This is a genomic window from Micromonospora taraxaci, assembly GCF_007830095.1.
Lineage (GTDB): Bacteria > Actinomycetota > Actinomycetes > Mycobacteriales > Micromonosporaceae > Micromonospora > Micromonospora taraxaci.
The window spans coordinates 574,946-599,139 of sequence record NZ_VIWZ01000001.1 but is presented as its reverse complement, the minus strand read 5'-3'; the positions used below and the strand labels follow the sequence as shown (position 1 = coordinate 599,139).

17 protein-coding genes and 1 tRNA gene are annotated in these 24,194 nt (G+C 71.2%); 7 read left to right on the top strand and 11 right to left on the bottom strand.

Annotated features, from left to right (window positions below; genetic code table 11):
* Positions 1-2: 2 nt before the first annotated feature.
* The 6 genes from FHU34_RS02865 to FHU34_RS02845 all read right to left on the bottom strand — a co-directional run bounded on the left by FHU34_RS02865 (position 3) and on the right by FHU34_RS02845 (position 6,432).
* Positions 3-506 (bottom strand): hypothetical protein, encoded by a 504-nt coding sequence (locus FHU34_RS02865; protein ID WP_145778559.1) that lies wholly within the window; start codon positions 504-506, stop codon positions 3-5.
* Between the two features lie 196 nt (positions 507-702).
* Positions 703-4,341 carry an adenylate/guanylate cyclase domain-containing protein gene (locus FHU34_RS02860; RefSeq protein ID WP_145778558.1) on the bottom strand — a complete coding sequence of 1,213 codons (3,639 nt, stop codon included), beginning with the start codon at positions 4,339-4,341 and terminating at the stop codon, positions 703-705.
* Positions 4,338-5,174 carry an MBL fold metallo-hydrolase gene (locus tag FHU34_RS02855; RefSeq protein WP_145778557.1) on the bottom strand — a complete coding sequence of 279 codons (837 nt, stop codon included), beginning with the start codon at positions 5,172-5,174 and terminating at the stop codon, positions 4,338-4,340. The genes FHU34_RS02860 and FHU34_RS02855 overlap by 4 nt, the downstream gene beginning before the upstream one ends.
* A 114-nt stretch (positions 5,175-5,288) precedes the next feature.
* Positions 5,289-5,750, bottom strand: a complete 462-nt coding sequence (locus FHU34_RS02850) for a RidA family protein (RefSeq protein WP_088950573.1) — start codon at positions 5,748-5,750, stop codon at positions 5,289-5,291.
* Positions 5,747-5,902 carry a Sp36 family protein gene (gene sp36 / locus FHU34_RS32815; protein ID WP_007466198.1) on the bottom strand — a complete coding sequence of 52 codons (156 nt, stop codon included), beginning with the start codon at positions 5,900-5,902 and terminating at the stop codon, positions 5,747-5,749. Before sp36 ends, FHU34_RS02850 begins: the two co-directional genes overlap by 4 nt.
* Before the next feature lie 44 nt (positions 5,903-5,946).
* On the bottom strand, positions 5,947-6,432 hold the full coding sequence (locus FHU34_RS02845) for a hypothetical protein (protein WP_145778556.1): 486 nt from the start codon (positions 6,430-6,432) through the stop codon (positions 5,947-5,949).
* A gap of 447 nt (positions 6,433-6,879) precedes the next feature.
* On the opposite strand from FHU34_RS02845, the gene FHU34_RS02840 reads away from it, so the two are divergent.
* From FHU34_RS02840 to bagB, 3 genes are read left to right on the top strand one after another with little or no spacing between them, the layout of a single operon-like run.
* Positions 6,880-7,545, top strand: coding sequence for an Rv0361 family membrane protein (locus FHU34_RS02840; protein WP_145785417.1), 666 nt, complete (start codon positions 6,880-6,882; stop codon positions 7,543-7,545).
* A 26-nt stretch (positions 7,546-7,571) separates the two neighbouring features.
* A complete protein-coding gene (gene bagA, locus FHU34_RS02835; RefSeq protein WP_145778555.1) occupies positions 7,572-8,549 on the top strand; it encodes an ATPase BagA in 978 nt (325 codons plus the stop codon).
* A 54-nt stretch (positions 8,550-8,603) separates the two neighbouring features.
* Positions 8,604-9,755 (top strand): ArsA family ATPase, encoded by a 1,152-nt coding sequence (gene bagB / locus FHU34_RS02830; protein WP_167524752.1) that lies wholly within the window; start codon positions 8,604-8,606, stop codon positions 9,753-9,755.
* Between the two features lie 6 nt (positions 9,756-9,761).
* Here the strand turns inward: bagB and FHU34_RS02825 are convergent, their stop codons facing one another.
* A complete protein-coding gene (locus tag FHU34_RS02825) occupies positions 9,762-10,082 on the bottom strand; it encodes a WhiB family transcriptional regulator (protein WP_145778553.1) in 321 nt (106 codons plus the stop codon).
* A 407-nt stretch (positions 10,083-10,489) separates the two neighbouring features.
* On the opposite strand from FHU34_RS02825, the gene FHU34_RS02820 reads away from it, so the two are divergent.
* On the top strand, positions 10,490-12,919 hold the full coding sequence (locus FHU34_RS02820; RefSeq protein WP_145778552.1) for a penicillin-binding protein: 2,430 nt from the start codon (positions 10,490-10,492) through the stop codon (positions 12,917-12,919).
* Between the two features lie 94 nt (positions 12,920-13,013).
* On the opposite strand, the gene FHU34_RS02815 is transcribed toward FHU34_RS02820, so the two are convergent.
* Positions 13,014-13,469, bottom strand: coding sequence for a GatB/YqeY domain-containing protein (locus tag FHU34_RS02815; RefSeq protein WP_145778551.1), 456 nt, complete (start codon positions 13,467-13,469; stop codon positions 13,014-13,016).
* Positions 13,470-13,494: 25 nt separating this feature from the next.
* On the opposite strand from FHU34_RS02815, the gene FHU34_RS02810 reads away from it, so the two are divergent.
* From FHU34_RS02810 to FHU34_RS02800, 3 genes are all read left to right on the top strand, one after another.
* Positions 13,495-14,388 carry a metallophosphoesterase gene (locus FHU34_RS02810; protein ID WP_145778550.1) on the top strand — a complete coding sequence of 298 codons (894 nt, stop codon included), beginning with the start codon at positions 13,495-13,497 and terminating at the stop codon, positions 14,386-14,388.
* Between the two features lie 215 nt (positions 14,389-14,603).
* A tRNA-Pro gene (locus FHU34_RS02805) sits at positions 14,604-14,680 on the top strand.
* A gap of 482 nt (positions 14,681-15,162) precedes the next feature.
* Positions 15,163-15,978, top strand: coding sequence for a class I SAM-dependent methyltransferase (locus FHU34_RS02800; protein ID WP_145778549.1), 816 nt, complete (start codon positions 15,163-15,165; stop codon positions 15,976-15,978).
* Between the two features lie 44 nt (positions 15,979-16,022).
* On the opposite strand, the gene FHU34_RS02795 is transcribed toward FHU34_RS02800, so the two are convergent.
* The 3 genes from FHU34_RS02795 to FHU34_RS02785 all read right to left on the bottom strand — a co-directional run bounded on the left by FHU34_RS02795 (position 16,023) and on the right by FHU34_RS02785 (position 24,173).
* Positions 16,023-18,707 (bottom strand): right-handed parallel beta-helix repeat-containing protein, encoded by a 2,685-nt coding sequence (locus tag FHU34_RS02795; RefSeq protein WP_167524751.1) that lies wholly within the window; start codon positions 18,705-18,707, stop codon positions 16,023-16,025.
* A 142-nt stretch (positions 18,708-18,849) separates the two neighbouring features.
* Positions 18,850-21,435: a NosD domain-containing protein gene (locus FHU34_RS02790; RefSeq protein ID WP_167524750.1), complete on the bottom strand. Its 2,586-nt coding sequence runs from the start codon at positions 21,433-21,435 to the stop codon at positions 18,850-18,852.
* Between the two features lie 128 nt (positions 21,436-21,563).
* Positions 21,564-24,173, bottom strand: a complete 2,610-nt coding sequence (locus FHU34_RS02785; RefSeq protein WP_145778546.1) for a right-handed parallel beta-helix repeat-containing protein — start codon at positions 24,171-24,173, stop codon at positions 21,564-21,566.
* Positions 24,174-24,194 lie beyond the last annotated feature (21 nt).

Sequence of the window (24,194 nt, the reverse complement as noted above, 5' to 3'; positions counted from 1 at the left end):
GCTCAGCGCACCGCGTCCGCCGGAGCGGCTCCGGCTGGACCGGTACCCTCCTCAGCGTCCGCGGTCGCCGCGGCACCCTCGGACGCGTCGATGCCCCCCGCGGGAGCGCCCCGGCGAGCGTCCAGGCGCAGGCCGACAGCGGTGGCCACAGCCCCCAGCCCCTCCCAGGCCGCCACCCCGAAGAACCGGTCGGGGGCGATGTCGGCCAGCACCGCAATGGTGAAGACGGTGAACGTGACCAACCGGAAGACCACTGTGAACCGGTAGAACGCCCGCCACTCGGTGACCGTGGCCAGCAGGTAGTAGACACCCATGTTGAACGCCGCCATCGACGACGCCAACAGGAACGTGCCGGTGTGATCACCGACGGCACGCGTCTCCGGCACCTCGAACCCGAGCATGCGCAACTGCGCCTCCGGCCAGAGCAGCCCAACCGTGCCCATCACCAGCGCCAACACGCCGAAGACCGCGATGGTCCAGCCCGCGATGGAACGCGGCAGCTTCATGAAGGGCCTCCCCAGGCACGGCGACGGTCACCACTGTGGACCAGCACACGGTGGTGACACGCTAGCCGCTACCCCCGACCACCACATCCCCAAAACCGGTAGAAACCCAACCCCGACCCTTCAGGTTGATCAAGAGGTTTCGGTCACCGCACGGGCGTTTCCTGACGCGAACCTCTTGATCACCGAGTTCAGGAGGTCAGGGCGTCAGGGGTGGGGTGCTCAGGCGGGCGTGCAGGGCATCGGCGGCGGCGCGTTCGCTGCGCTGCTCGGTCGCGTACGCCAGTCGGACCGCCTCGTCCGCGCAGGACAGCGCCTCCGCCGGCTGGCCGCACGCAGCCAGCGCCTCGGCCAGCACACTGGCCGCGATCACCTGACTGCGCACGTCCTCGGCCGGCGCGGTGACCGCCCGCCGAGCCCAGTCCAACGCCTGCTCCCGCTGACCGTGAGCGAGAAGCGCCGACGCGTACTGAGCCATCGTCTGACGGCGGGAGAACAGCAGCGAGGGCGCGTTCGCGGCAGCCGTCGCCACCGGGGCGAGCAGCCCGACCGCGGTCGCCGAGTCGCCGGCGGCCAGACGCGCCGTCGCCAGCAGCACCCGAGGTGCCACCTGCGCCGGGGCCTGCGGGTTGTGCGGCTCCACGGTGGTCAGCACCGCACGGGCCATCTGCTCGGCGGTCTCGCAGTCGCCCAGGTCCAACGCCACGAAACCGCGCAGCGTGCCGGCCATCCCGGTCAGCAGCGGGTGCGAGGTGCGCTCGGCGTACGCCAGGGCGTCGCTGAGCAGGTCCGCCGCGTGCTCCGACTCGCCCAGCCCTCGTGCCACGACCGCGCGGACCACCAGCGCGAACCCGCGCCCCCAGTCGTCGGAGGCGGCGGCGAACTCCCGGTACGCCCGCCGGGCCTCCCGGTCCGCCTCGGCCAGGTCACCCAGCTCGGCGGTGGCGAACGCGGCCACCGCGCGCAGCGTGCCCACCGCCCACGCCTCGCCGACCCGCTCCCCGAAGGGCAGGAACACCTGCGCCATCCGACACGCCTCGCGCAGCCGGCCGGCGAGCAGTCGGGCGAACGCCGTGGTGCCGCGCAGCCAGGCCTGCCCGTACGGGTCCTTCAGCTCGGCGAAGAGCCGGGCGGCCCGGCCGAGCACCGCGTCGGTGCCTGCGAAGTCACCCCGGGTGGTGGTGACCCAGGCCAGGTTCTGCAACGACCAGGCCTGCCCGCGCCGGTCCTGTGCGCCGAGGCTGACCTGGTACGCGGCAGCCAACCGACTGCTCGCCTGGCTCAACCGGCCGGCCACGAAGTCGGCCATCCCGATCCGGCGCATCGCGGTGGCACGTTGCACAGGCAGACCGGCCGCCGTGGCCACCTGCAACGCCTCGTGCCAGGCGGTCATCGCCCGGCCCTGATCACCGAGGGTCTCCTGGGCCTGCCCGGCGAGCAGCAGGGCACCGACCCGGGTGGCCTCGTCCCCCGCGTTCGCGGCGATCTTCTCGGCGTACGCCAACGCGTCGCCGACACGGCCGACCTGGAGCAGGGCCCGAGCGTGCACGACCCGATCGGCCGCCGGCACCCCGTCACGGGCAAGTTCGGTGGCGCGCTCGGCGTACTCGACGGCCAGCACCGGCTCACCGGCGGACAGCGACCGGCGGGCGGCCCTGCCGAGCGCGGCGACGCCCAGTGGTACCACCGCGCGGGCCGGCGCGTCCGGACGCAGCTTCACCGCGTCGGCGAGCGTTGCGGCCCGTTCGACGTGCGTCGCCACGAAGTCGTCCCGGGCCTCGTCGGTGAACCCGCCCGGCCCGGCGGGAGCGGCCTCGTCCGCTGGCGCCGCCCAGCGGGCCAGTGCGGCGTGCCGCTCGGCCAGCTCCGCCTTGCTCACCCCGGCGTACGCGGCCTCGCGCATCAGCGGAGTCGCGAACGAGTATCCGGTCCGGGAGCGGTGCAGCATCCGCCGTTGCAGCAGCTCCTCGACGGCCCGGTCGAGTTCCACGGCGACCACGGCGGACGGCCTGCCGTCGCGGCCGGCGCGCTGTTCGCGCATCGCCTCCAACGCACCGTTGGGAACCGTGTCACCGATCACCGCGGCGTCCCGCAGCACCGAACGGGCGTCCGGCGGCAGGGCGTCGATCCGGGCGGCGAGGACGGCGGCGAGGTCCCGGGAGAGCAACCGGCTGCCCAGCGAGCCGGGCACCAACCGCCAGCCGGCCGCCGGGCTCTGGTCGCGGTCGCCGCTCCGCTCCCCCGGTGCGCGGACACCCCGCGTGGACTCCGTGGTGAGTGCTCCCCGCTCGATCAGCAGGGTGACCAATTCGGCAAGGTAGAACGGGTTGCCCTGCGCGGTGGCGAGCAGCCGGTCCGTGTCGGCCTGCGGCAACCTGCCGCCACCGAGGTAGCTCGTGAGCAGCCGCGCCGCGTCGGCACCGCGCAGTGGTGGCAGGGAGTGCACCTCGGCGTCCGCGACCCGGGTCAACGCCCCGGCGGTACGCACCAGCTCCGGCCGACCGAGCAGCAGCACCAGCACGGGGCCGGTGAGCCTGGACAGGGTCAGCCCGAGGGCGCTGATCGTCTCGGCGGTGGCGTCGTGCAGGTCGTCCACCACGATCACCAGCGGCGCTTCCGAGGCGAGGCCGCTGAGCAGGTCGGCGACCGCGTTCGGCACCGCCTCCGCGTCCGCCGCCGGGACGCCAGACCCACCCCACTCGCCGGTATCGGTGCCGGCGTGCGCGGGGAGTTCGCCGTAGCCGAGCAGGGCGAGCAGTTGCTCGGTGGCGATCGGCGCGGTCTCACCGCCGGAGCGGGCGAGCCGCTGCCCGAGCCGCCGCAGCCTCTCCTCGACTGCCGGTCGGGTCAGCGCGGTGGCCGCGTCGCTGGGCAGGCCGACGGCGGCACGCACCAGGTCGGCCAGGGGCGCGAGCCGGCGTCGCTCGCCGAACGCGGCACACCGCACCGAGAGCACCCGGGCTCCCGTGTGCGCCGCGTAGCGGCCGGCGCCCACGTCGTACCCGGCGGCGAGGCGCTCGACCTCCGCGGCGAACCGGGACTTGCCGATGCCCGCCTCGGCGGTCATCAGCAGCACCCGCGGGTCGCCCTGGTCGATCACCTCGGCGAGTCGGCCGGCGACCCGGCCGATCTCCGTCTCCCGTCCGACGTACGGCGCCTCGTCGCCGAGCCCCGACCGGGTGCCCGGCGCGTCCAGGAGGCCCAGCAGCTCGTACGCCTCGACCGGCTCCCGCTTGCCCTTGAGCCGCAGCGGGCGCAGCGCCCGCCAGGACGACACGTGCCGGGTCGCGGCGGCGGTGCGCCCTCCGGCGTACACCGCGCCGACGGCGGCGGCGTCGGCCAGCCGGGCGGCGGTGTTCACCGTGTCGCCGATGACCGTGTACTCGATGGCTGCCTGGATGCCCGCGATGACATCGCCGGTGTTCAGGCCGACGCGCAGCCCGAGTGGCGCGCCGCCGCCTCGCTCGTCGTCGAGCACCCGGCGGACGGCCCGCTGCATGGACAGGGCGGCTCGAACGGCGCGTTCGGCGTCGTCCTCGTGCGCCACGGGAGCGCCGAAGACCGCCATGATCCCGTCACCGGTCAGCTTGTCCACGTGCCCGCCGAACGTCTTCACCGCGCCGGCGAGCGCGGCGAGCACCCGGTCGGTGACCGCGCCGACGCGTTCCGGGTCGAGGTCCTCCGACCAGGAGGTGAACTCGGAGAGGTCGCCGAAGAGCACGGTGACCACCCGGCGCTCGGCCGCCGGCAACGTGGCGGCGGCCGGCAACGCGGCACCGCAGTTGTGGCAGAACCGCGCACCGGGAACGGCGACGGTTCCACACACGGGGCAGGTCACATGTGCTCCAACCCACTGACCCCGGGTGCGGATTCCCCAGGGTCGACACCCAGATATTCGAGCTGGGCGCGGACCGACCACTCGGCCGCCCACCAGAGCGAGCGGTCCACGTCCGCGTAGACCGCAGCCACCACGTCGGCGGGGGTGCGAGCGCCGGCGGCGACCGCGGCCCGGACCTGGTCGAGCCGGGCCCGACGGTGCGCGAGGTAGAAGTCGGCGGCGGCGGCGCAGTCGGCCAGCGCCGGGCCGTGCCCGGGCAGGGCCGGGATTCCCCGGTACGCGGACAGCAGCTCCAGGCTGGCCAGGTAGTCACCCAGGTGCCCGTCGGGGTGGGCGACAACTGTGGTGCCCCGGCCGAGGATGGTGTCGCCGGTGAGCACCGCCTGCTCGTCGCCGTGCTCGACCAGGAAACACACCGAGTCGGCGGTGTGCCCTGGCGTGCTCAGCAGACGGATCTCCAGGCCGAAGCCGCCGAGGTGTTCACCCGGCTCGGTGAGCGGCTCACCGCCGATGGTGTGCGCCGGATCGACGGCGAGGACGTGCACACCGCCGAGCAGTTCGCTCAGTCGCGCGGCGCCCTCGGTGTGGTCGGGGTGGCCGTGGGTGATCAGGATCAGCCCGATGGGCCCGTGCGCGGCGATGCGATTCAGGTGCCCCTCGTCCGCCGGCCCCGGGTCGACCACCACGGCCCGGTCGGCCGACGGGGCGCGCAGCACCCAGGTGTTGGTGCCGTCGAGAGTCATCGGCCCGGGGTTCGGCGCGCGCAGCAGCGTTACCCAGGTCGGCAGCTCGTCGGCGAGCGCCGCCGCCGGCGCCGTCACGTGCCCGCTCATGGCTGCGATCGTACGACCCTGCCCGCCACACCCCACGATCTTGTCCAGCGAACCGGAAGGAAGGGCCGCAAAAGGGGCCCTTCCTTCCGACTGATCACCGGTGACGCCGACGCGTCAGGCGACCTCGACGATCAACTCGATCTCCACCGGGGCGTCGAGGGGCAGTTCGGCAACACCGACGGCGCTACGGGCGTGGCGACCGGCCTCGCCGAAGACGGTGCCGAAGAGGTCGGAGGCACCGTTGATCACCGCGGGCTGACCGGTGAACCCGGGCGCGGATGCCACGAAACCGGTCACCTTGACCACCTTGACCACGTTCTCCAGGCCGACCAGCGAGTCGACCGCGGCCAGCGCGTTGAGCGCGCAGCGCTGGGCCAGATCCTTGGCCTGCTCGGCGGAGATCCCGGCACCGACCTTGCCGGTTGCGAGCAGTTTGCCCTCGGCGATCGGCAACTGGCCGGAGACGTACACGTGCTGGCCGGACTGCACGGCCGGCACGTAGCTGGCCACCGGCGGCACGACCTCGGGCAGTTCGAACCCCAGCTCGGCAAGCTTCGCGTGCGGACCGTTGCTCACGCCTTGGGCCGCTTCAGGTAGGCGACCAGCTGGTCCGGGTTGGGCCCGGGGACCACGGCGACGAGCTCCCACCCGTCCTCGCCCCAGTTGTCGAGGATCTGCTTGGTCGCGTGGACCAGCAGCGGGACCGTGGAGTATTCCCACTTCTGCATCGCTGAAGGGCTCCCTCTCGGTGCGGAATTGTTCGAGGGACAGCCTACGGTCCGCCGGCCGGGCGGGACGCGGGACGCTGCTCCGGCGTGGCCGGCAACTCCCCACAGAGCCCTTCGTGCTCGTACCCCTGCGGGCAGCGGGACCGGTCGGGCAGCAGCAGGTCGCAGAAGACGCGGTGCCGGTTGTTCTGGTCGTCGGCGTTGGACACGGTGGTCTCGCCGGCGTCCAGCTCGGGCAGGAAGCCGAGGGACACCGCGACCCGACCCGCGAGCACCGTCGCCGCCGCCAGGCTCGGCACCCGGATCGGCAAATGGATGACGTAGCCCGCCTCGTCGTCGTCGCGGGCCCGCTCGGCGGGGCGGCTCGGCGTCCGGGCCGCCTCCACCTGCTCCGGCATCCGACGATACGACCGTTCGTTGACCGGCTGGCCGCTGACGGGCCCCCCGCCGGCCTCGACCACGAACCCGGGCCGTCGGGACCGGTCGTTGGTCGGGAACTGGGTGCGAGGGATGTTGTCCGCGTCGCGCATGCACTGCCTCCGGTCGTACCTCTCGGATCATGCTTCCGGCCCGGACGTATTCATCCGTTCCGGCCCCCGCACCGGGACGAAGGTAGGTCGGTGGCCCCAGTCCCGCCAATAGGACGCGCACAACCAGGCACCAACAGTCACATATGCGACAGATCGTCAGCGCGAGGGCGTCGACGTCGACCCCGGGTCCGGGTGCTCGTCCGTCCGACCGACGCCCGCCCGGCATGGCAGGGCGACGCCGATCCGGTCATCGACCGCTACCCTTCCGGTCGGACGGTCGCGCAGCGCCCGGCCGCCCGCTCGATCACGCTCGGCGCCCTGGGTGGCGGCGGGCGTCGCACCCCCGAGGGAACGACGATGACCCAACCGCCCAGCGGCGACCAGGCCGGCCCATCCGCCCACCCTTCGGCCCACCCGGAGTCCGCCGGCCAGTCGGGCCCCCCGGCCATCCCCGGCCAGCCAGCCCCCGCCGCACCGTCCGGGCGACTCGCCCTCCCCGCGTCCCCCGCCCAGCCCGCGCTCCCCGCGTCCCCCGTCCAGGCCACCGGTGCCGGACAACCGGAAGGGCCGGGCGGCTCCACGTCGGCTGCCGCCCCGACACCGCCGGGCGCCGCGGAGATCCCCCCACCCCCGCCGGCGTACGCGCCCTACCAGGGCGCGGCCGAGCCGAAGAAGAAGCGCGGCCTGCTGATCGCGGTGATCGCACTGGCCGTGATCATGGTGCTCTGCGTGGGCGGCGGCGCGGTGGCGTTCCTGACCCTGCGCGACGCCGAGAACGGTGAGGGCGCCAAGGAGCCGGCGGTCGCCGTCGACGAGTTCCTCACCGCGGTCTACAAGGACCGCGACGCCGCCAAGGCGGCCAGTCGGGTCTGCGCAGCCTCCCGCGACGACGAGAAGATCGCCGCGAAGGTCGCCGAGGTGGAGAAGTACGCCTCCACGCACCAGAACCCACGCTTCCGGTGGACCACCCCGAAGGTGGACAACCAGACCGGTGACCGCGCCACCGTCTCCACCCGGGTCACCATGACCACCTCCGACGAGAAGGTGGCTGACCAGGACCTGCGCTTCACTGTGGTGCAGAAGACGGGTTGGTGGGTCTGCGAGGTCGCGTGACCGCCGGGCCTGGATAGGCTCGACGGGTGTGTGCAGCTGAGTGGCCGGCCGACCCGGCCGGTACCGGATGGTCCGCCCGCCTTCACGTGGTGACCGGCAAGGGCGGCACCGGCAAGACCAGCATCGCGGCGGCCCTGGCTCTCGCGCTCGCTGCCGGCGGCCGGCGCACCCTGCTGGTGGAGGTCGAAGGACGGCAGGGCATCGCCCAGCTGTTCGGTATCGACCCGCTGCCGTACGAGGAGCGGCACCTCGCCGACGCGCCGGACGGCGGTGAGGTACGCGCTCTGGCGGTGGACGCCGAGGAGGCGCTGCTCGAGTACCTGGACATGTTCTACAAACTGGGCGCGGCGGGCCGGGCACTGCGCAAGCTCGGTGCCATCGACTTCGCCACCACCATCGCGCCGGGCCTGCGGGACGTACTGCTCACCGGAAAGGTCAAGGAGGCGACCACCCGCACCTCCGGGCAGCGTCGCGCGTACGACGCGGTGGTGTTGGACGCTCCGCCGACCGGGCGGATCGGCCGTTTCCTCAACGTGACGGCGGAGACCGCCCGGCTGGCGAAGGTGGGCCCGATCAAGACCCAGAGCGAGGGGGTCTCGGCGCTGCTGCGCTCCCCGATGACAGCGGTGCACGTGGTCACGTTGCTGGAGGAGATGCCGGTCCAGGAGACGGTGGACGCGATCGCGGACCTGACCTCGCTCGGCTTCGGCATCGGGAAGGTGATCGTCAACGGCGCTCGGCCCCGGCTGCCGGCCGGCCCGGCGGTCACCGCCGCGGAGCTGCGGCGCGGGCTGGTCGCCGCCGGGCTGCCAGCCGATCGGGACACCGTGGCCGGTTTGCACGGCGAGGCCCGGGACCAGCTCATCCGGCGCGAACTGGAAGATTCGCTCCGCGCCGATCTGGTGGAGCTGGGGCTGCCGATGCGCGAGCTGCCGTTGCTGCCCGACGGGGTTGACCGGGCGGGCCTGACGGCCCTGGCCCGGGCCCTCGTCAGCGCCGATTGACTCACACCTGAGCTCAGCACGGGCGCGTTGACCCACGCGGCCCGATACGCTCGATTGGTGCCTTCCGAAGACGCGGCGCCGCAGCTGGACGTCGACCAGATCCTCGCCGACCCAGGCGTGCGGATCGTCGTGTGCTGCGGTGCCGGCGGGGTGGGAAAGACGACCACCGCCGCGGCACTGGCTCTGCGAGCCGCCGAGCAGCACGGCCGACGCACTGTGGTGCTCACCATCGACCCGGCTCGCCGGCTGGCCCAGTCACTGGGGCTGACCGAGCTGGACAACACCCCACGCCAGGTCAAGGGCATCGACGTGGAGAGCAGCGGCGGCGAGTTGCACGCCATGATGCTGGACATGAAGCGCACCTTCGACGACGTGGTGCTGCAGCACACCGATCCGACGAAGGCCGCGGAGATCTTCTCGAACCCGTTCTACCAGGCAATGAGCTCGACCTTCGCCGGCACGCAGGAGTACATGGCGATGGAGAAGCTGGGCCAGCTGCACGCCCGTGGCGAGTGGGACCTCATCGTGGTGGACACGCCACCGTCCCGCTCGGCACTGGACTTCCTCGACGCGCCGGCCCGGCTCTCCCGTTTCCTCGACGGCCGGATGCTGCGGCTGCTGCTGGCCCCGGCGCGAAGCGGCGGACGGAGCATGTTCAGCCTGGTCACGGCATCGTTCGGGATGTTCTCGAAGGTGGTGCAGAAGGTCCTCGGCGCACAACTGCTCACCGACCTGTCCGGCTTCGTGGCCGCCCTGGATTCGATGTTCGGCGGTTTCCGGCAGCGCGCGGAGCAGACGTACCGCATCCTCCAGGCACGGGAGACGGCCTTCCTGCTGGTCGCGGCACCGGAGCCGGACGCGGTCCGGGAGGCCGCCTACTTCGCGGGCCGTCTGCGCGACGAGCGGATGCCGCTTGCCGGTCTGGTCCTCAACCGGGTGCACCGGCCGGCGGTGCCGGAGCTGGACGCCGAGCAGAGCCGGGTCGCCGCCGAGCGGCTGGCCGAGCTGGGTGGGCACGAGGCCACCGTCGACGTGTTGCGGGCGCACGCGGCACTGGCCCGTCAGGCGGTACGCGAGCAGCAGGTCGCCGCGCGCTTCACCGAGGCGTTCCCGGAGGTGCCGGCGGTGTCGGTGACGGCTCAGCCCGCCGACGTACACGACGTCGACGGGCTGCGGACGATCGGCGCGGCGATCAGCCGGCCGTGACCGGCATCAGTTGGTAGCGCTGACCAGGATCTTGTCCTTGCCGGTCTTGTCCTTGCTGTTCTTCTTCATCGCAGCCTCGAACATCTTGCGCCAGCTCGTCACCTGCGGGTGACGACGCAGCAGCGCCCGCCGTTCGCGTTCGGTCATGCCACCCCACACACCGAACTCGATCCGGTTGTCCAGCGCGTCGGCCAGGCACTCGTACCGAACTGGGCAGCTCCGGCAGATCCGCTTCGCCACGTTCTGTTCGGCGCCCTGTACGAACAACGCGTCCGGGTCCCCGTTCTGACATGCCGCCAGTGACGGCCAGTCAGTGATCATGCCCATGTGTACACGTCCCCCCTTGCAGTACCTACCGACCTCGTCGATGCACGTCAGCCGGCAATTCCCCCCGATCGTCCGGCCTGCCTTCCCCAAGGCGGCGCGGACGACATGTGGCCTTGTCGCCGCCCCCATCATGCTCTGTAGTCGACCGATTACGCAACGTTGTCGGCGAAATCCATCATTCCGGACACTCCCGGCTTCCCGGGCCTTCGACCGCCGGTTACCCCGCCGAGGTCGGCGATAACGCTGCGCCGCCTCCCTGAATCGGAGGAGACTCACGCCAGGTCACACGCAACCAAGCACCGGGGGTCGTGCGTTTAGCACAACGAGGGCAGCGCGCGCAGGAAATGGGGCAAGAACGCCCCAGCGCCCCTCGTTCCCTACTCGCGTACCCTGTCGAGGTGACCTGGATGCGGAAACGTGACCACAATGTGCTGACCAACGCCGCATCGCTACTCGTGTGTGGCCTGTTGGCCGGCGTGGTGGTCGCTGCGGCGGCCTTCCCCGCAGTGGCGATGTCCGGCTTGGCCGCCAAGGCCGGCGCCGAGACATTCGGCGCCCTGCCCACGGAGCTGACGGTGGCCCGCGCGCCACAGATCAGCTACCTGTTGGCCGCGGACGGCAAGACGCCGCTCGCGACCATGTACGACGAGAACCGGCGCGACGTGAAGTTCGATGACATCTCGCCGTTCATGCGGAAGGCGATCATCGCGGCCGAGGACCACGACTTCTACAAGCACAACGGCGTCGACATCAACGGTGTCGCTCGCGCGTTCGTCAACAACCAGAGCGAAGGCTCCGGCCGGCAGGGCGCGTCGACGCTGACCATGCAGTACGTCCGGCTGGCCATCGCCTACTCGGCCACCCACCCGGCCGACGTGGTCGCGGCGACCGAGGACACCAGCGCCCGCAAGCTCCGCGAGATGCGACTGGCACTCCAGGTCGACAAGGAATTCTCCAAGGACGAGATCCTCACCCGCTACCTCAACCTCGCCTCGTTCGGCAACGGCGCGTACGGCATCTTCGCCGCCAGCCAGGTCTACTTCGGTAAGCCGCCGAGCAAGCTGAAGATCGAGGAAGCGGCGCTGCTGGCCGGCATGGTCAAGGCACCGACGACGAACGACCCGACCACCAAGGCCGGCTACCCGCTCGCTCTGGACCGCCGCGACTACGTCATCCAGAACATGGTCGAGATCAAGGCCATCACGCAGCAGGAGGCCGACGCGGCCAAGGCCGTCAAGCTCGAGGTGAAGGACAAGCGCACCCCGAACGGCTGCGTCTCCGCCAACGTCAACAGCTGGGGCTTCTTCTGCGACTACTTCTACCGCTGGTGGATGCAGCAGGAGACGTTCGGCTCGACAACGTACGACCGGGAACGGCGCCTGAAGAGCGGCGGCTACACGGTCGTGACCTCGATCGACGTCCAGGCGCAGAAGGCCGCGGACAAGGCGGTCCGGAAGGCCAAGAGCGAGAACAGCAAGGAAGCCGCCATGGTCGCGGTGGTCGAGCCCGGCACCGGCCGGGTCCGGGCGCTCGCGGTGAACAGGCAGTTCAAGCTGGACGACCCGAAGAACCCGAAGAACAAGATCTCCAGCGACCCGGCGAAGAGCAAGAAGAAGATCCGGGGCAACTACCCGGCCACGGTGAACCCGCTGCTCACCGGCGGCGACGGCATCACCGGCTACCAGGCCGGCTCGACCTTCAAGATGTTCACCATCGTGGCGGCGCTGGAGAAGGGCATCCCGCTCAGCTACAACATCAACGCGCCGAAGCAGTTCAAGTCGGAATACATCATCCAACCCGGTCCGGCGGCCTGCCCGGGGACGAACTTCTACTGCCCCACGAACTCCACCGAGAGCATGGCAGGCATGCACAACATGTGGAGCGCGTTCGGCCGCTCGGTCAACACCTACTTCGTGCCACTCCAGCAGCAGGTCGGCGCGGAGAACGTGGTCAAGGCCGCCAAGCGGCTGGGCATCAACTTCCGGTCCCAGGAAGACCTGGACCTGGAGAAGGGTGCGCACCAGTGGGGTGCGTTCACCCTGGGCGTCTCGCAGACCACCCCGCTCGACCTGGCCAACGCCTACGCCACCCTGGCCGCTGACGGCAAGTACTGCGAGCCGATCCCGGTGCAGGAGATCCGCGACCCCGAGGGCAACAAGCTGGACATCGCCAACCCGCGGTGCGAGAAGCGGTTCAGCACCGACGTGGCCCGCGCCGCAGTGGACGCCGCCCGGTGCCCGCTCGGTGACAGGTCGTCGTCCTCGAAGTGCACTGGTGCCACCGCCGGCAACGTACGCGGCGACGTCGGTTACCCGGTGGCCGGCAAGTCCGGCACCACCGACTCGGAGAAGACCGCCGCCCTGGTCGCGATGACCAAGCAGTACTCGGTGGCGGGCATCATGGCCGACCCGGACTGGCCGCAGACGAACGTGAAGATGAAGCACGGGGAGAAGGACGGCATCAACCCGCCGGTGTGGGAGACGCTGCGGGACGCCATGAAGGGCAAGCCGAAGATCAACTTTGAGCCGCCCGGCCAGAAGATCTCCGAGGGTGACCAGCGCAGCATCCCCGACGTGAAGTGCATCTCGGTGGACCAGGCGAAGTCCCGACTCAAGGGCGCCGGCTTCGAACCGGTCGTCTCCAGCACGAAGGTCCCCTCCTCGTGCAAGGCCGGCGACGCCGCCGGCACCAGCCCGGACGGTCGCACGATCAAGGGTGGCCTGGTCAGCATCCAGGTCAGCAGCGGTGGCGGCACGCCGGGCAACACCGACGGCACGCCGGGTAACCCGCCCGGCAACCAGCCCGGTGGTCGACCCGGCGGTCGTCCCGGCGGCTGAGCCGACGAGCAGACACGAACGGGCGGGCACCCTCCTCGGGTGCCCGCCCGTTCGTCTGTCCGGCCCAGTTGTGGCAGGCGCTGGTCCCGTTGGGTCAGAGACCGAGCTGTCGGCGTACCTCCGCGGCCACCCGGCCCCCCTCGGCCCGGCCCGCCACCGCGGCCTGGGCCGCCTTCATCGCCGGGCCCATCTGGTTCTTACCGGTGAAGCCGCCCGCGGCGAGCGCCCCCGACACCAGCCCGGCCAGCTCGGCGTCCGGGAGCTGCTTGGGCAGGTAGCGGTCCAGCACCTCCCCCTCGGCGGTCTCCTTCGCGGCCTGCTCGGCGCGGCCGGCGTCGGCGAACGCGGTGGCGGCCTCCCGACGCTTCTTGGCCTCCTTGGTCAGCACCGCGAGCACCTCGTCGTCGGTGAGGTCGCGCTTGGCCTTGCCGGCGACCTCGGCGTTGCCGACGGCGGCCAGGGCCATCCGCAGCGTGGAGGTGGTCAGCTCGTCGCGCGCCTTGAGCGCGGAACGCATGTCGGCGGTGAGGCGGTCCTTCAGCGTGCTCATGGACGGTCAAACTACCCTGAACGCCATGCGAAAGCGCACACTATTCCGGCTTGCCGCCGGAACCGCCACGGTCGGCGCGGCCACCCTCGCGTACGCGTCGCTCATCGAGCGCAACATGTTCACACTGCGGCGGTACGACGTGCCGGTGCTTCCGGCCGACGCCGAACCGCTGCGTGTGCTGCACCTGTCCGACCTGCACATGATGCCCGACCAGGCGCGCAAGCAGCGCTGGGTGGCGTCGCTGGCCGCCCTGGACCCCGACCTGGTGGTGGTGACCGGCGACAACATGGCCCACCCGGGGGCGGTCCCCGGGGTGCTGCGGGCCCTCCAGCCACTGCTGGACTTCCCCGGCGCGTTCGTCTTCGGCTCCAACGACTACACCGGCCCGGTGTTGAAGAACCCGTTCACCTACTTCCTGCCCGACCGGGAGTACACCGAGGGCGTCGAGCTGCCCTACGAGGAGCTTCGCCAGGTCTTCACCGGCGCCGGTTGGGTCGACCTCAACAACGCCCGGACCATGCTGAAGGCCGGCGGTCGGCAGCTCGACCTGGTCGGCGTTGACGATCCCCACATCGAACGGGACGACTACCCCGCCGTGTCCGGCGCGGTCTCGTCCTCGGCCGACCTGTCCATCGCGGTGACGCACTCCCCCGAACCACGGGTGCTCGACCAGATGGCGGCGGACGGCTTCGGGCTGCTGCTGGCCGGGCACACCCACGGCGGTCAGGTCTGCGTACCGGGCTACGGGGCGCTGGTGACCAACTGCGGCCTGCCCCGCTCGATGGCGCGCGGTCTGCACCGGTGGCCGGGATCGGACTCCTGGCTGCACGTCTCCGCCGGCCTGGGCACCCACCCCACCGCCCCGGTCCGCTTCGCCTGCCCCCCGGAGGCCAGCATCCTGACCCTCATCCCCCGCTGACCCACACCAGGCCCATCGGGCGCGCCCGTCGGCCGCGCTTGCCGGGTCAAGATCCGCGCAACATCGGGGATGTTGCTGCCTCGGCGCGTTCTGAGGCAGCAACATCGGCGATAGTGTGCGGATCTTGGGCGCCGCGCTGTGGCGGGGTGCGCCGGGTGGCGGGGGTACCGAGTTTGACCATCGGACCGGGTGGGCTACTATTTGTCGGCACGCCTCGGGGTGTGGCGCAGCTTGGTAGCGCGCTTCGTTCGGGACGAAGAGGTCGTCGGTTCGAATCCGGCCACCCCGACCAGAGGTAACAGCAGGTCAAGGCCCCTCCACCGAGGGGCCTTGATTCGTTTCCAGGGCTCATCGCTCATTCCGAGGCAGCGAGAAGGCAGCAAACGACGCGAGCACCCTGCAATCCTGGTCCCGCGTCGAATGCAAGGCCTACCTCGACGACCGGATCACCCCGGCGCTCAGCGCCAAGGCCAACATCCCCGAAACCTAAGGCCGCTCCTACGGCAGGCACTCAATGCCCTCCCCTGACGCAGACGGTGGTCGTCAGACGGTCGGATCGTGGCGGTCGACACCCCTACCGGCGGCCCTCCAAGTCGGGAGACGGACACCCCGTCGGCGAGCCGCCGCGACGACGCGTCGGAAAGCCGTGACGGGCGGCGTTCCGCAGGATCCGCTCGGGCTTTGTGCCACCAATATAGGTGTTTCTACCGATCCCTGGAGGTGCTGCCACGCCTAGCGTCGGTGGCACGACGAGCCGCCCAAGGGAGACCACTGATGACCACCGCACTCGACCTCACCGCCGTGAAGGCACGCCAGCAGGTGACCTGGGCCAGCGGCGACTACGGCGCTGTCGCCGCGCTCATCCACCCGATCTCCGAGTTGCTGGTGACGGAGGCCGACCTGTCCGCCGGCGCGCGGGTGCTGGACGTGGCGACCGGCACCGGCAACGCCGCCATCGCCGCCGCCCGCTGCGGCTGCGTCGTGACCGGCGTCGACTACGTACCCGAACTGTTGGCCCGGGGTCAGGCGCGGGCCGAGGCGGAGCGCCTCCCGGTCACGTTCGTGACCGGGGACGCCGAACGCCTGGCGTACGTCGACGGAGCCTTCGACGCGGTGCTCTCCGTCGTCGGCGTGATGTTCGCTCCGAGCCAGGAGCGGGCGGCGGCCGAGCTGGTCCGGGTCTGCCGGCCGGGCGGCACGGTGGCCCTGGCGTCGTGGACGCCGCAGGGATTCATCGGCGAGTTGTTCCGCACGGTTGGGCGGCACGTGCCGCCACCGGCAGGGCTGCGCCCGCCGGTGCAGTGGGGCGACGAGGGCCGGGTCCGCGAGTTGCTCGGCGGGTCCGTGGGCGACCTGCGAGCGGTACGCCGGGAGTTCGTCTTCCGCTTCGGCACGCCGGAGGAGTTCGCTCTCTTCTTCAGGGGCAACTACGGCCCGACGTTGAAGGCGTTCGAGGCGCTGCCCGAGGAGCGACGCGCCGAGCTGCACGCCGACCTGGTGCAGCTGGCCCGTACGCACAACCGGGCCACCGACGGAACGGTGCGGATTCCGGCCGAGTACTTGGAGGTGGTGGCCGAGCGGACGGCGTGAGGGCGACCGCCCCTCGCCCGTCGCGGGCGAGGGGCGGCGCGGGCTCAGGCGGCGGGGATGAAGTAGCCCGCCTGGTCGACGAGCACGTGACTGCTGCCGGAACTGTTGTTGTACAGGGAGATCCTCGCCTCGCGGGTCTTGATCACCGCGAGGTTCGAGGCCGTCTCGCCGGCGACGAAGTTGACGTTCGAGGCGGTGGGCGGCGCCGTCCACGAGGGGAAGGCTGTGAGAAGGCCGGCGGTGGTCGGAGCAGTGACGGTCAGGTTGGCCACGAACGCGGTGGGGGCGGGGCAGTCCGACCCGCATCCGCCGCCGTCGAACGCCTTGTAGTACCAGGGCTCGACGCTCGCCACCGCCTGCTTCTCCAGTGGGCCGGCGGCGCGATCGATCAGGCCGTTGCCGGTGCGGCTGTCGGCGATCCGGAACGGCCCGTACGGCACGTAGGTCTGCGTCGCGCCGGAGGCCGCGGAGCCGAAGTAGCCGGCCAGGTCGGCGACGACGTGGGTGGTGCCGGAGCTGACGTTGCGGATCGCCACCTTGCCGCCCACGACCCGCACGGTGACCAGGTTGGGGATCGTCTGCCCGGCCACGAAGTTCAGGTTGGACGCCACCGGCACCGGCGTACCGTCCGGGTAGACGGTGAGCACCCCGGCGGTCGTCGGCTGGGTGACCGTGACGTTGAGGATCGCGGCGGTCGCGTCGGCGGGGAGGACGCCGGAGAGGTCGACGCGCAGGTCGGCGTTCGGGGCGACCGGAGCTGCCGAGCGGGTGTCCAACACCCGCGTCGGTGCGAGTGGCGCGAAGCCCGAGCCGTGGGCGCTGTAGTAGCCCTGGAGATCGGCGACCAGGTGGACCGTGCCCCCGCTGGCGTTCTCCAGGTAGATCCGGCCGTCGCGCACCGGCACGGTGACCAGATTCGGCACGGTCTCCTTGGCCACGAAGTTGACGCTCGACGTGGTGGTGGGCGTGCCGGCGTCGGGGTAGACCTTCACGAACCCGGCGGTGGTGGGGCCGGTGACGGTGACGTTCAGGACGATCGAGCTGATGTCGGCGGCTGGAACGCCACCCACCTGGGGCAGGTCGAGGGTCACCCGGCCGCCGGCGGCGACCGGCGCCGTGGTCGGAATGCCGAGGGCAGCGCGGGTGTCCAGCAGCCGCGTCGGCGCGACCGCCGTGTAGTGCGAGCCGGTCACCGTGCAGGCCTGATCAGTGCGCCCGACGCCGCCGTTCACACGGCGGAATCCGTTCGGGCTGACGTAGTAGTCGACGCAGGCCACCCCCGCCCGGCGGTACGTGTAGCTGACTCGGGGCACGTCGCTGATGCGCGGGGCGGTCTGGTCGCCGAACCGGAACGCGTACCGGCCCTCTTCACGCTCGACCGGCCAACTGTGGCTCGGGGTGATGGTCGCCACCGTGTCCAATGGAGCGCCACCAGCCGCCCGCCGGATATCGATCGCACCGGGGTCCAACGTCCCCTGGCGCTCCCAGGCGCCGCGGTCCCGGTAACCACTGCCCGTGCCGGTGTTGGCGGCCGCCGGGTCGTCGCTGTACGGGTTGCCCAGGATGTCACTCGGCAGGGCACCTGGGGCGGAGCCGTCCGCCGAGTCGATGGCGGGAGATCCCGGCCGGAGCGTGATCCAGCTCCGCCAGTAGTTGATGTCGACGATGTCGATCCCCGGGTTTGTCGTCAGGTCGTTGACACCCTGGCCGGTGGCCGCGACGAAGCTGTCCCGGATGGTGTGGGCGGTGCCGCCCCACACGTAGAACGGGCCGCCACTGACCGGATCGATCAGGTTGTGGTCAACGACGCTGCGAGCGGTCGACCCGGCGGCCACGGTGATCGCGGCGGCGGCGGCCGGATCGGCGCAGGCCTGCCTGACGCTGCCCGCCGTCGCGATGATGTTGTTGCGGATGCTCGCGCCCGGCGAGTCGCCGGCCACGTCGACCCCCTTCCCACAGGTGGTGATGATGGTGTTGCCGGTGACCACGGTGTCCGGGGCGTCGGTGACGACCATCCCGGCACGGCTGTAGCCCTGGTTGCCGACGACGACCGCGTTGAGGGTGTCGGCCCCGACGGCCACCACGGGCCCGCCGCCGATCAGGAACCATTGGCGGCTGACCGTGACGTCGCGGGATCCACCGGTGATCCGCACACCCTCGGACGCTGCAGCACCCCGTATGCCGTTGCCGTCGATGGTGACCCGGGTCGAGCCGTCCACCGTCACCGCCGGCGCTCCGCTCACGCCCTCCACCACGAAGTCCCGCAGGGCCACGTCGTGCACGCCGGCGACGATGATGACGCTGCCGGTGGTCGGCCCCGCCATGGATCGGACCTTGCCGATGCGCACGTCTCCCCGGACCGCCGAGGCGCGGAACGTGATCGGTGCCTCGGGCGTACCGGAACGCGTCATCGTCAGCACCTCCTCGTAGTGCCCCGGCTCGACGAGGACGGTCTGTCCCGGTTGGACGACGGCCGCCGCCGCGGAGATCGTGCAGAACGGGTCGTTGCTGCTGCCGGTGCCACCGCTGGCGGAGCAGCGGTTCTGGTCCACGGACAGCTCGGCCGGCAGGACGGCTTGGGCGGCCGGCTGGGTGGTCACGGGCACTGCGGCACGAGCGGGCCCTGCGGCATGAGCAGGCACCGCAGCATGCGCCGCCGGCCCGGCCAGGCCTCCGGCACCCAGGACAAGGGGTACGACCAGGAACCCGGCGAACCAGCGACCACCCATGGACCATCCCCGTCTTATGTCGATCATGATCAGGACGGAGACTACCGGCATCGCCCGGCCGGTCACGTCAGTCGATCGGTCACCGTCGCCGGAACGGCCGGAGCCGGCACCATCACGTGGTGCCGGCTCCGGATCGGTTCGGTCACGGGTTGGCGGCGATGAAGTGGCCCGCCTGGTCGACGACCACATCCGTGCTGCCACCGCTGTTGTTGGTCAACGTCACGGAACCGTTGGCACCCACTCGCACCACCGCGGCGTTCGACGCCGTCTCCCCGGCCACGAAGTTCACGTTCGAGGCGGCGGACGGCGCCTCACCCTTGGGCTGTGCGGTGAGGACACCCGCTGCGGTCGGCCCGGTGACCGTCAGGTTGGCGACCAGCGCGGTCGGCTTCGGCGTCGTGTCGTTGCCGTTCGGGTCGAGGTAGGGCACCAGAAGGTTGAGCGACGAGAACGACGCCAGCCTGCTCCCGCCGTTCCCGGACCGGGTGTCGAGGATTCGCCGGGGGCCGTACGGGACGAAGCCGTCGGTGGCTCCGGTGCCGTACCAACCGGCCAGGTCCGCGAGCACGTGGGTGGTGCCGGAGCTGACGTTCTGGATGACGAGCCGGCCGTTCACCACCGGCACCGTCACCAGGTTGGGGATGGTCTGGCCGGTGACGAAGTTCAGGTTGGACGCCGTCGGCACGGACGAACCGGCCGGGTACACGGTGAGAAGCCCGTTCGCCGTCGGCTGGGTGGCCGTCACGTTCAGCACGACGGCCTTGGCACCCGACGGCACCCGCCCGGAGAGATCCAGCACCCGGTAGCTGTTCGCGGGGACCGGCGCGCCTCCGTTGGCCCGAGTGTCCAGCACGCGGGTCGGCGCCAGCGGCTTGAAGCCGTCACCGAAACCGGAGTAGAAGCCCTGCAGGTCGACGACGACGTGCACCGTTCCGCCGGCGTTGTTACGGATGCGCAGGTTGCCGTTGGACATGGGCACCGTGACCTGGTTCGGCACGGTCTCGCCGGGAACGAAGTTGACGCTCGACCCCTGGGGAGTCGTCGTCCCGTCGGGGTAGACGCTGAGGTATCCGGCGCTGGCCGGCTGGGTGGCCGTCACATTGAGGACCACCGCCGTGATGTTCGAGGCCGAGACGCCATTGATCGACATGACCGGCAGAACGATCTCCGAGTTGGCCGCGATGGGAACGGTGGTGCTGATCCCGACGGCGGAGCGGGTGTCCAGCAGACGGGTCGGTGCCACCGGAGTGAACATCGCGCCGAGGACCGCGCAGTCTCCACCCAACGGCTCGGGCACGAACGGCGGGAGCACCCGGAAGTTGTCGAACCGGACGTCGTTGTCCACACAAGCGGAACCGGCGCGCTGGAGTTGGCGATCGACGGGCACGATCGGGCCCACCCGGTAGAACCGATCGTTGGTGAAGATGCGGGCCACCTTGCCCACCGGGCCATCGGTGGGCCACGCGTGATTGACCGTCAGGGGTGAGGTGTAGTCCAGCGAAGAACCGCCGGGCTTGCTCTGGACCCCGTACCCGCTCACCGTCCGGCCACCCTGGAGTTCGACAGCGCCCCGGTCGTGATACCCATTGCCAGTGCCGGTGTTGGCCACGGTCGGTGCGTCGGCGTGTGCGTTGTCCAGCAGGTCGGTGCGGGCGACCCCGGGTGCCGTCGCGTCGGCGGAGTCGACCGCCGGCGACGCGGCGGTCAACGGGAACCAGCCGCGCTCGGTGCCCAACTGCTCGCCCAGCAGGACCGAAGCCAGGATGTCGTGACCGCCCTGACCGGTCGCCGCCTGGAACGACGCCAGGTCGGCGTGATCGGTGTCGCTCCAGCGGTAGACAGCCCCGCCGCTGGCCGGGTCGACCAGGTTGTAGTCGGCCGTCGTGCCGGCGGCGGCGGTGGAGACCGAGATCGCGGGTGCGGTCGCCGGGTCGGCGCAGGCCCCCGGCGCTGGGACGGGCCCGGAACCGGTACGCAGGATGTTGTTCTGGATGCTCGCGCCGGTCGAGGCACCGGCCAGCACGATCCCGGCCGTGCAGTCGGTCACCACGGTGTTGCCGGTGATCCGGGCTCCCGGGGCGTCGGTCACGGCGACCCGGGTCTTGAAGAAGGTGTTGGCCGTGACCACCGCGCCGGTGACGCCCGCCTCGACGGCCACGCCGGTGCCGGAGCCGGAGAACCAGCCCCGGCTGACCGTGACAGCGCTGGACGAGCCCGTCACCCGGACGGCGGGCAGGGTGCCGGCGCCAGCGGCGATACCGTCCACGGTGACCCGCTGGGCCCCGCTGATCAGAGCCGGCACCGCGTCGCCGCGGCCGGTGAGCGTGAAGCCCTCGACCACTACGTCATGCACGCCAGAGATCGTCAGCGGCGTACCGCTGAGCGTGTAGTGACCGAGACGAACGATGCCCCGCGAGGTGTTGACCGCACGCACGGTGATCGGCGCGGACTCGGTGCCCGACCGCGTGACCGTCACATTCTCCGCGTAGTCCCCCGGCTGCACGAGCACCGTCTGACCCGGCTGGGCGACCGCCAGAGCGGCGCCGATCGTGCAGTAGGGCGCGGCCTCACTGCCGTCGCCAGCCGGCTTGCAGTTGGACCGGCTGACGTACACCTCGGTGCCGGCGCTCGCGGCCCTGGCCGCGGCCGGCGCGGGCGCCGCCACCGCCGGCCCGGCGGGCCCGACCAGGCCCACACCCGCCAGCAGCGGTACGACCGCAAGCTGCATTGAACTGTGTCTTCTCATCAACTGTCCCCCGTGGAAGCCGAACGATTCTCACCGCAGCCTATATTTACCTCTGCCGTGCCGGCCGTCTCGTTACCCGACGGACGCTGGCCCTTCTGGTATTCGACGGGTCAGGGCGCGGCGGCGATGAAGTGTCCCGCCTGGTCGATGATCACGTGGGTGTGTCCGGAACTGTTGTTGAACAGCACGACGAGCCCGTATTCACCGACGCCGACGATGGCGTGGTTCGAGGCGGTCTCACCGGCGACGTAATTGACGTTCGACGCGGTCGGCCGGTCGGGTCCGTTGGGGTGGATGGTGAGCACGCCGGCCCTGGTGGGTGCGGTGACGGTCAGGTTCGCCACCAGCGCCGTCGGCTGTGGCGCAGACTTGTCGCCCCTCGGGTCGAGGTAGGGCGCGGTCAGCGCACCCCAGCCGTTCGGCCCGAGCGCCCCCTCGCCGTCGCGGGTGTCGTAGATCCGGGTCGGGCCGTACGGCACGAAGACGTCCGTGGCACCGCCGCCGAACCAGCCGGACAGGTCGGCCACCACGTGGGTGCGGCCGGAGCTGACGTTCTGGATGGACACCTTCCCGTTCACCACCGGCACCATCACCAGGTTCGGAATGGTCTGCCCCGCCACGAAGTTCAGATTCGACGCCGTCGGCACCGCCGTGCCGTACGGATGAACGGTGAGCACCCCACTGGTCGTCGGCTCCGTCACGGTCACATTCAGCACCACCGCCGTCACCCCGGACGGAATCCGACCGGACAGATCCACCGCCCGACCCGTGTTCGGCGCGAACGAGCCACCGACGCTGCGGGTGTCCAACACCCGCGACGGAGCCACCGACCGGAACCCCGACCCGCTCGCCGAGTAGTACCCCTGCAGATCCGCGACGACGTGAACCGTACCGCTGGCGGTGTTACGGATACGCACGTTGCCGTTGGACATCGGCACGGTGACCAGGTTCGGCACTGTCTCGCCCGGTACGAAGTTGACTGTCGACGCGTCCGGCAGGGTGGTGCCGTCCGGGTAGACCCGCAGGAACCCCGCGCTGGTCGGCGCGGTGACGGTCACGTTCAGCACGACGGCGCTGATGTCCGCGGCTGGCACCCCGTTGATCTGCGGCAGCGCCAGCACGACCTCGGTGTCCGCCGGGATCGGCACGGTGCCCGGCACCCCGAGCGCCGCACGGGTGTCCAGTACCCGCTGCGGTGTCAGGGCCGTGTAGGCGGCACCGACAACCGTGCAGCTGGTCTTGGGCGCTCCGTAGGTCCACCGGAAGTCGGTGAACGTCACCTGATGGGTTTCGCAGGCTCCGCCGGCCCGGCGGAAGCGGTGCTCCTCCGGCCCGAGCGGAACGACCCGGCGGAACGGCTCGTCGCTCCAACTGCGGGACACCTTGCCCAGCGGGCCGTCGGTGGGCCAGGCGGTGGTGACAGAGAGGCCGACGGTCACGTCCAGAGGGTTACCGCCGGGCTTGTGCCGGACCGGAACCTCGGTGACCGTCGTCGGGCCCTGCACCTCGACCGCACCCCGGTCGTGGTAGCCCGACCCGGTGCCCGTGTTGGGCACCGCCGGGGCGTCACTGTGCGGATTGTCCAGCAGGTCGGTACGGGAGACGCCCTCGGCGGTGGCGTCAGCCGAGTCGACCGCCGGCGAGTTCGGGGCGATCTCGTAGTACGGCCGGTCATACATGGGCACCGCCGACAGCCGGGGGTTCGCGGCGATGTCGTGGGTGCCGTTGCCGGTGGCGGCGACGAACTCGGGCAGGCTCGTGTAGTCGGTGGCACCCCAGCGGTACAGGGGACCGCCACTGGCCGGCTCGATCAGGTTGTGGTCCGCCACGGTCTGCGGAACGCTTTCGGCGGAGACGGCGATGGCGGTCGCCTGCGCCGGCCACCTGCACGGCTGCGCGTCATCGAGCGGACCGCCGGCGGTCTCCACGATGTTGTTCCGGATCGACACGCCCGGCGAGGTGCCGGTGACGTCCACGGCGAAGGTGCAGTTGGTCGTCAGCGTGTTGCCGACGATCTTCGTGCCGGGAGCATCCCGCACCGTGATGCCACTGGCGGTGAAGGTGTTGGTGGTGATCAGAGCGGCACGCACACCCGGGTCCACCACCAGACCGCTTCCGCCCACGAAGGAGCCACGACTCACTGTGACCTCCGCGGACCCACCGGTGATCCGGACCCGGGCCGGGGCCTCGTACTCGGCGACGACCAGCCGATCGAGGGTGATCCGGGATGACCCGTCGACGAGTACCGCCTCGGCTGTACCCTCACCGGCCGCCCGGAAGCCGTCGAGGACCACGTCGTGGACGCCGCGAACGGTGAAGGCGCTCTCGTTGCCGCCGGGACCACGACGCTTGCCCACCTTGACGACGGTGGCGGCCTCACCCGGCCCGTTCACCGCCCGGAAGGTGATCGGCGCACCCTCGGTCCCCGAGCGGCTGATGACCACCGACTCCCGGTATTCGACTCCCGGGTGGACCAGGACGGTCTGACCGGGCTCGGCCACGGCGGCGGCCGCGGAGATGGTGCAGAACGGGGCTGTCAGGCTGCCGTCACCGCCCGTCCCGCATCTCGTGTTGCTGACGTGCAACTCGGCTCCGACGGCCGCCGGCACCTGCGCGACAAGGGCACCGGGTGCCGCCGACGCGGGCGCCGCCGGGACCGCCAGGCCCGCGCCGACGGTCAGGGGCACGAGCGCGAACCGCGCCAGCACAAAAGTCCTCATCAACCATTCCCTACCAGGTGG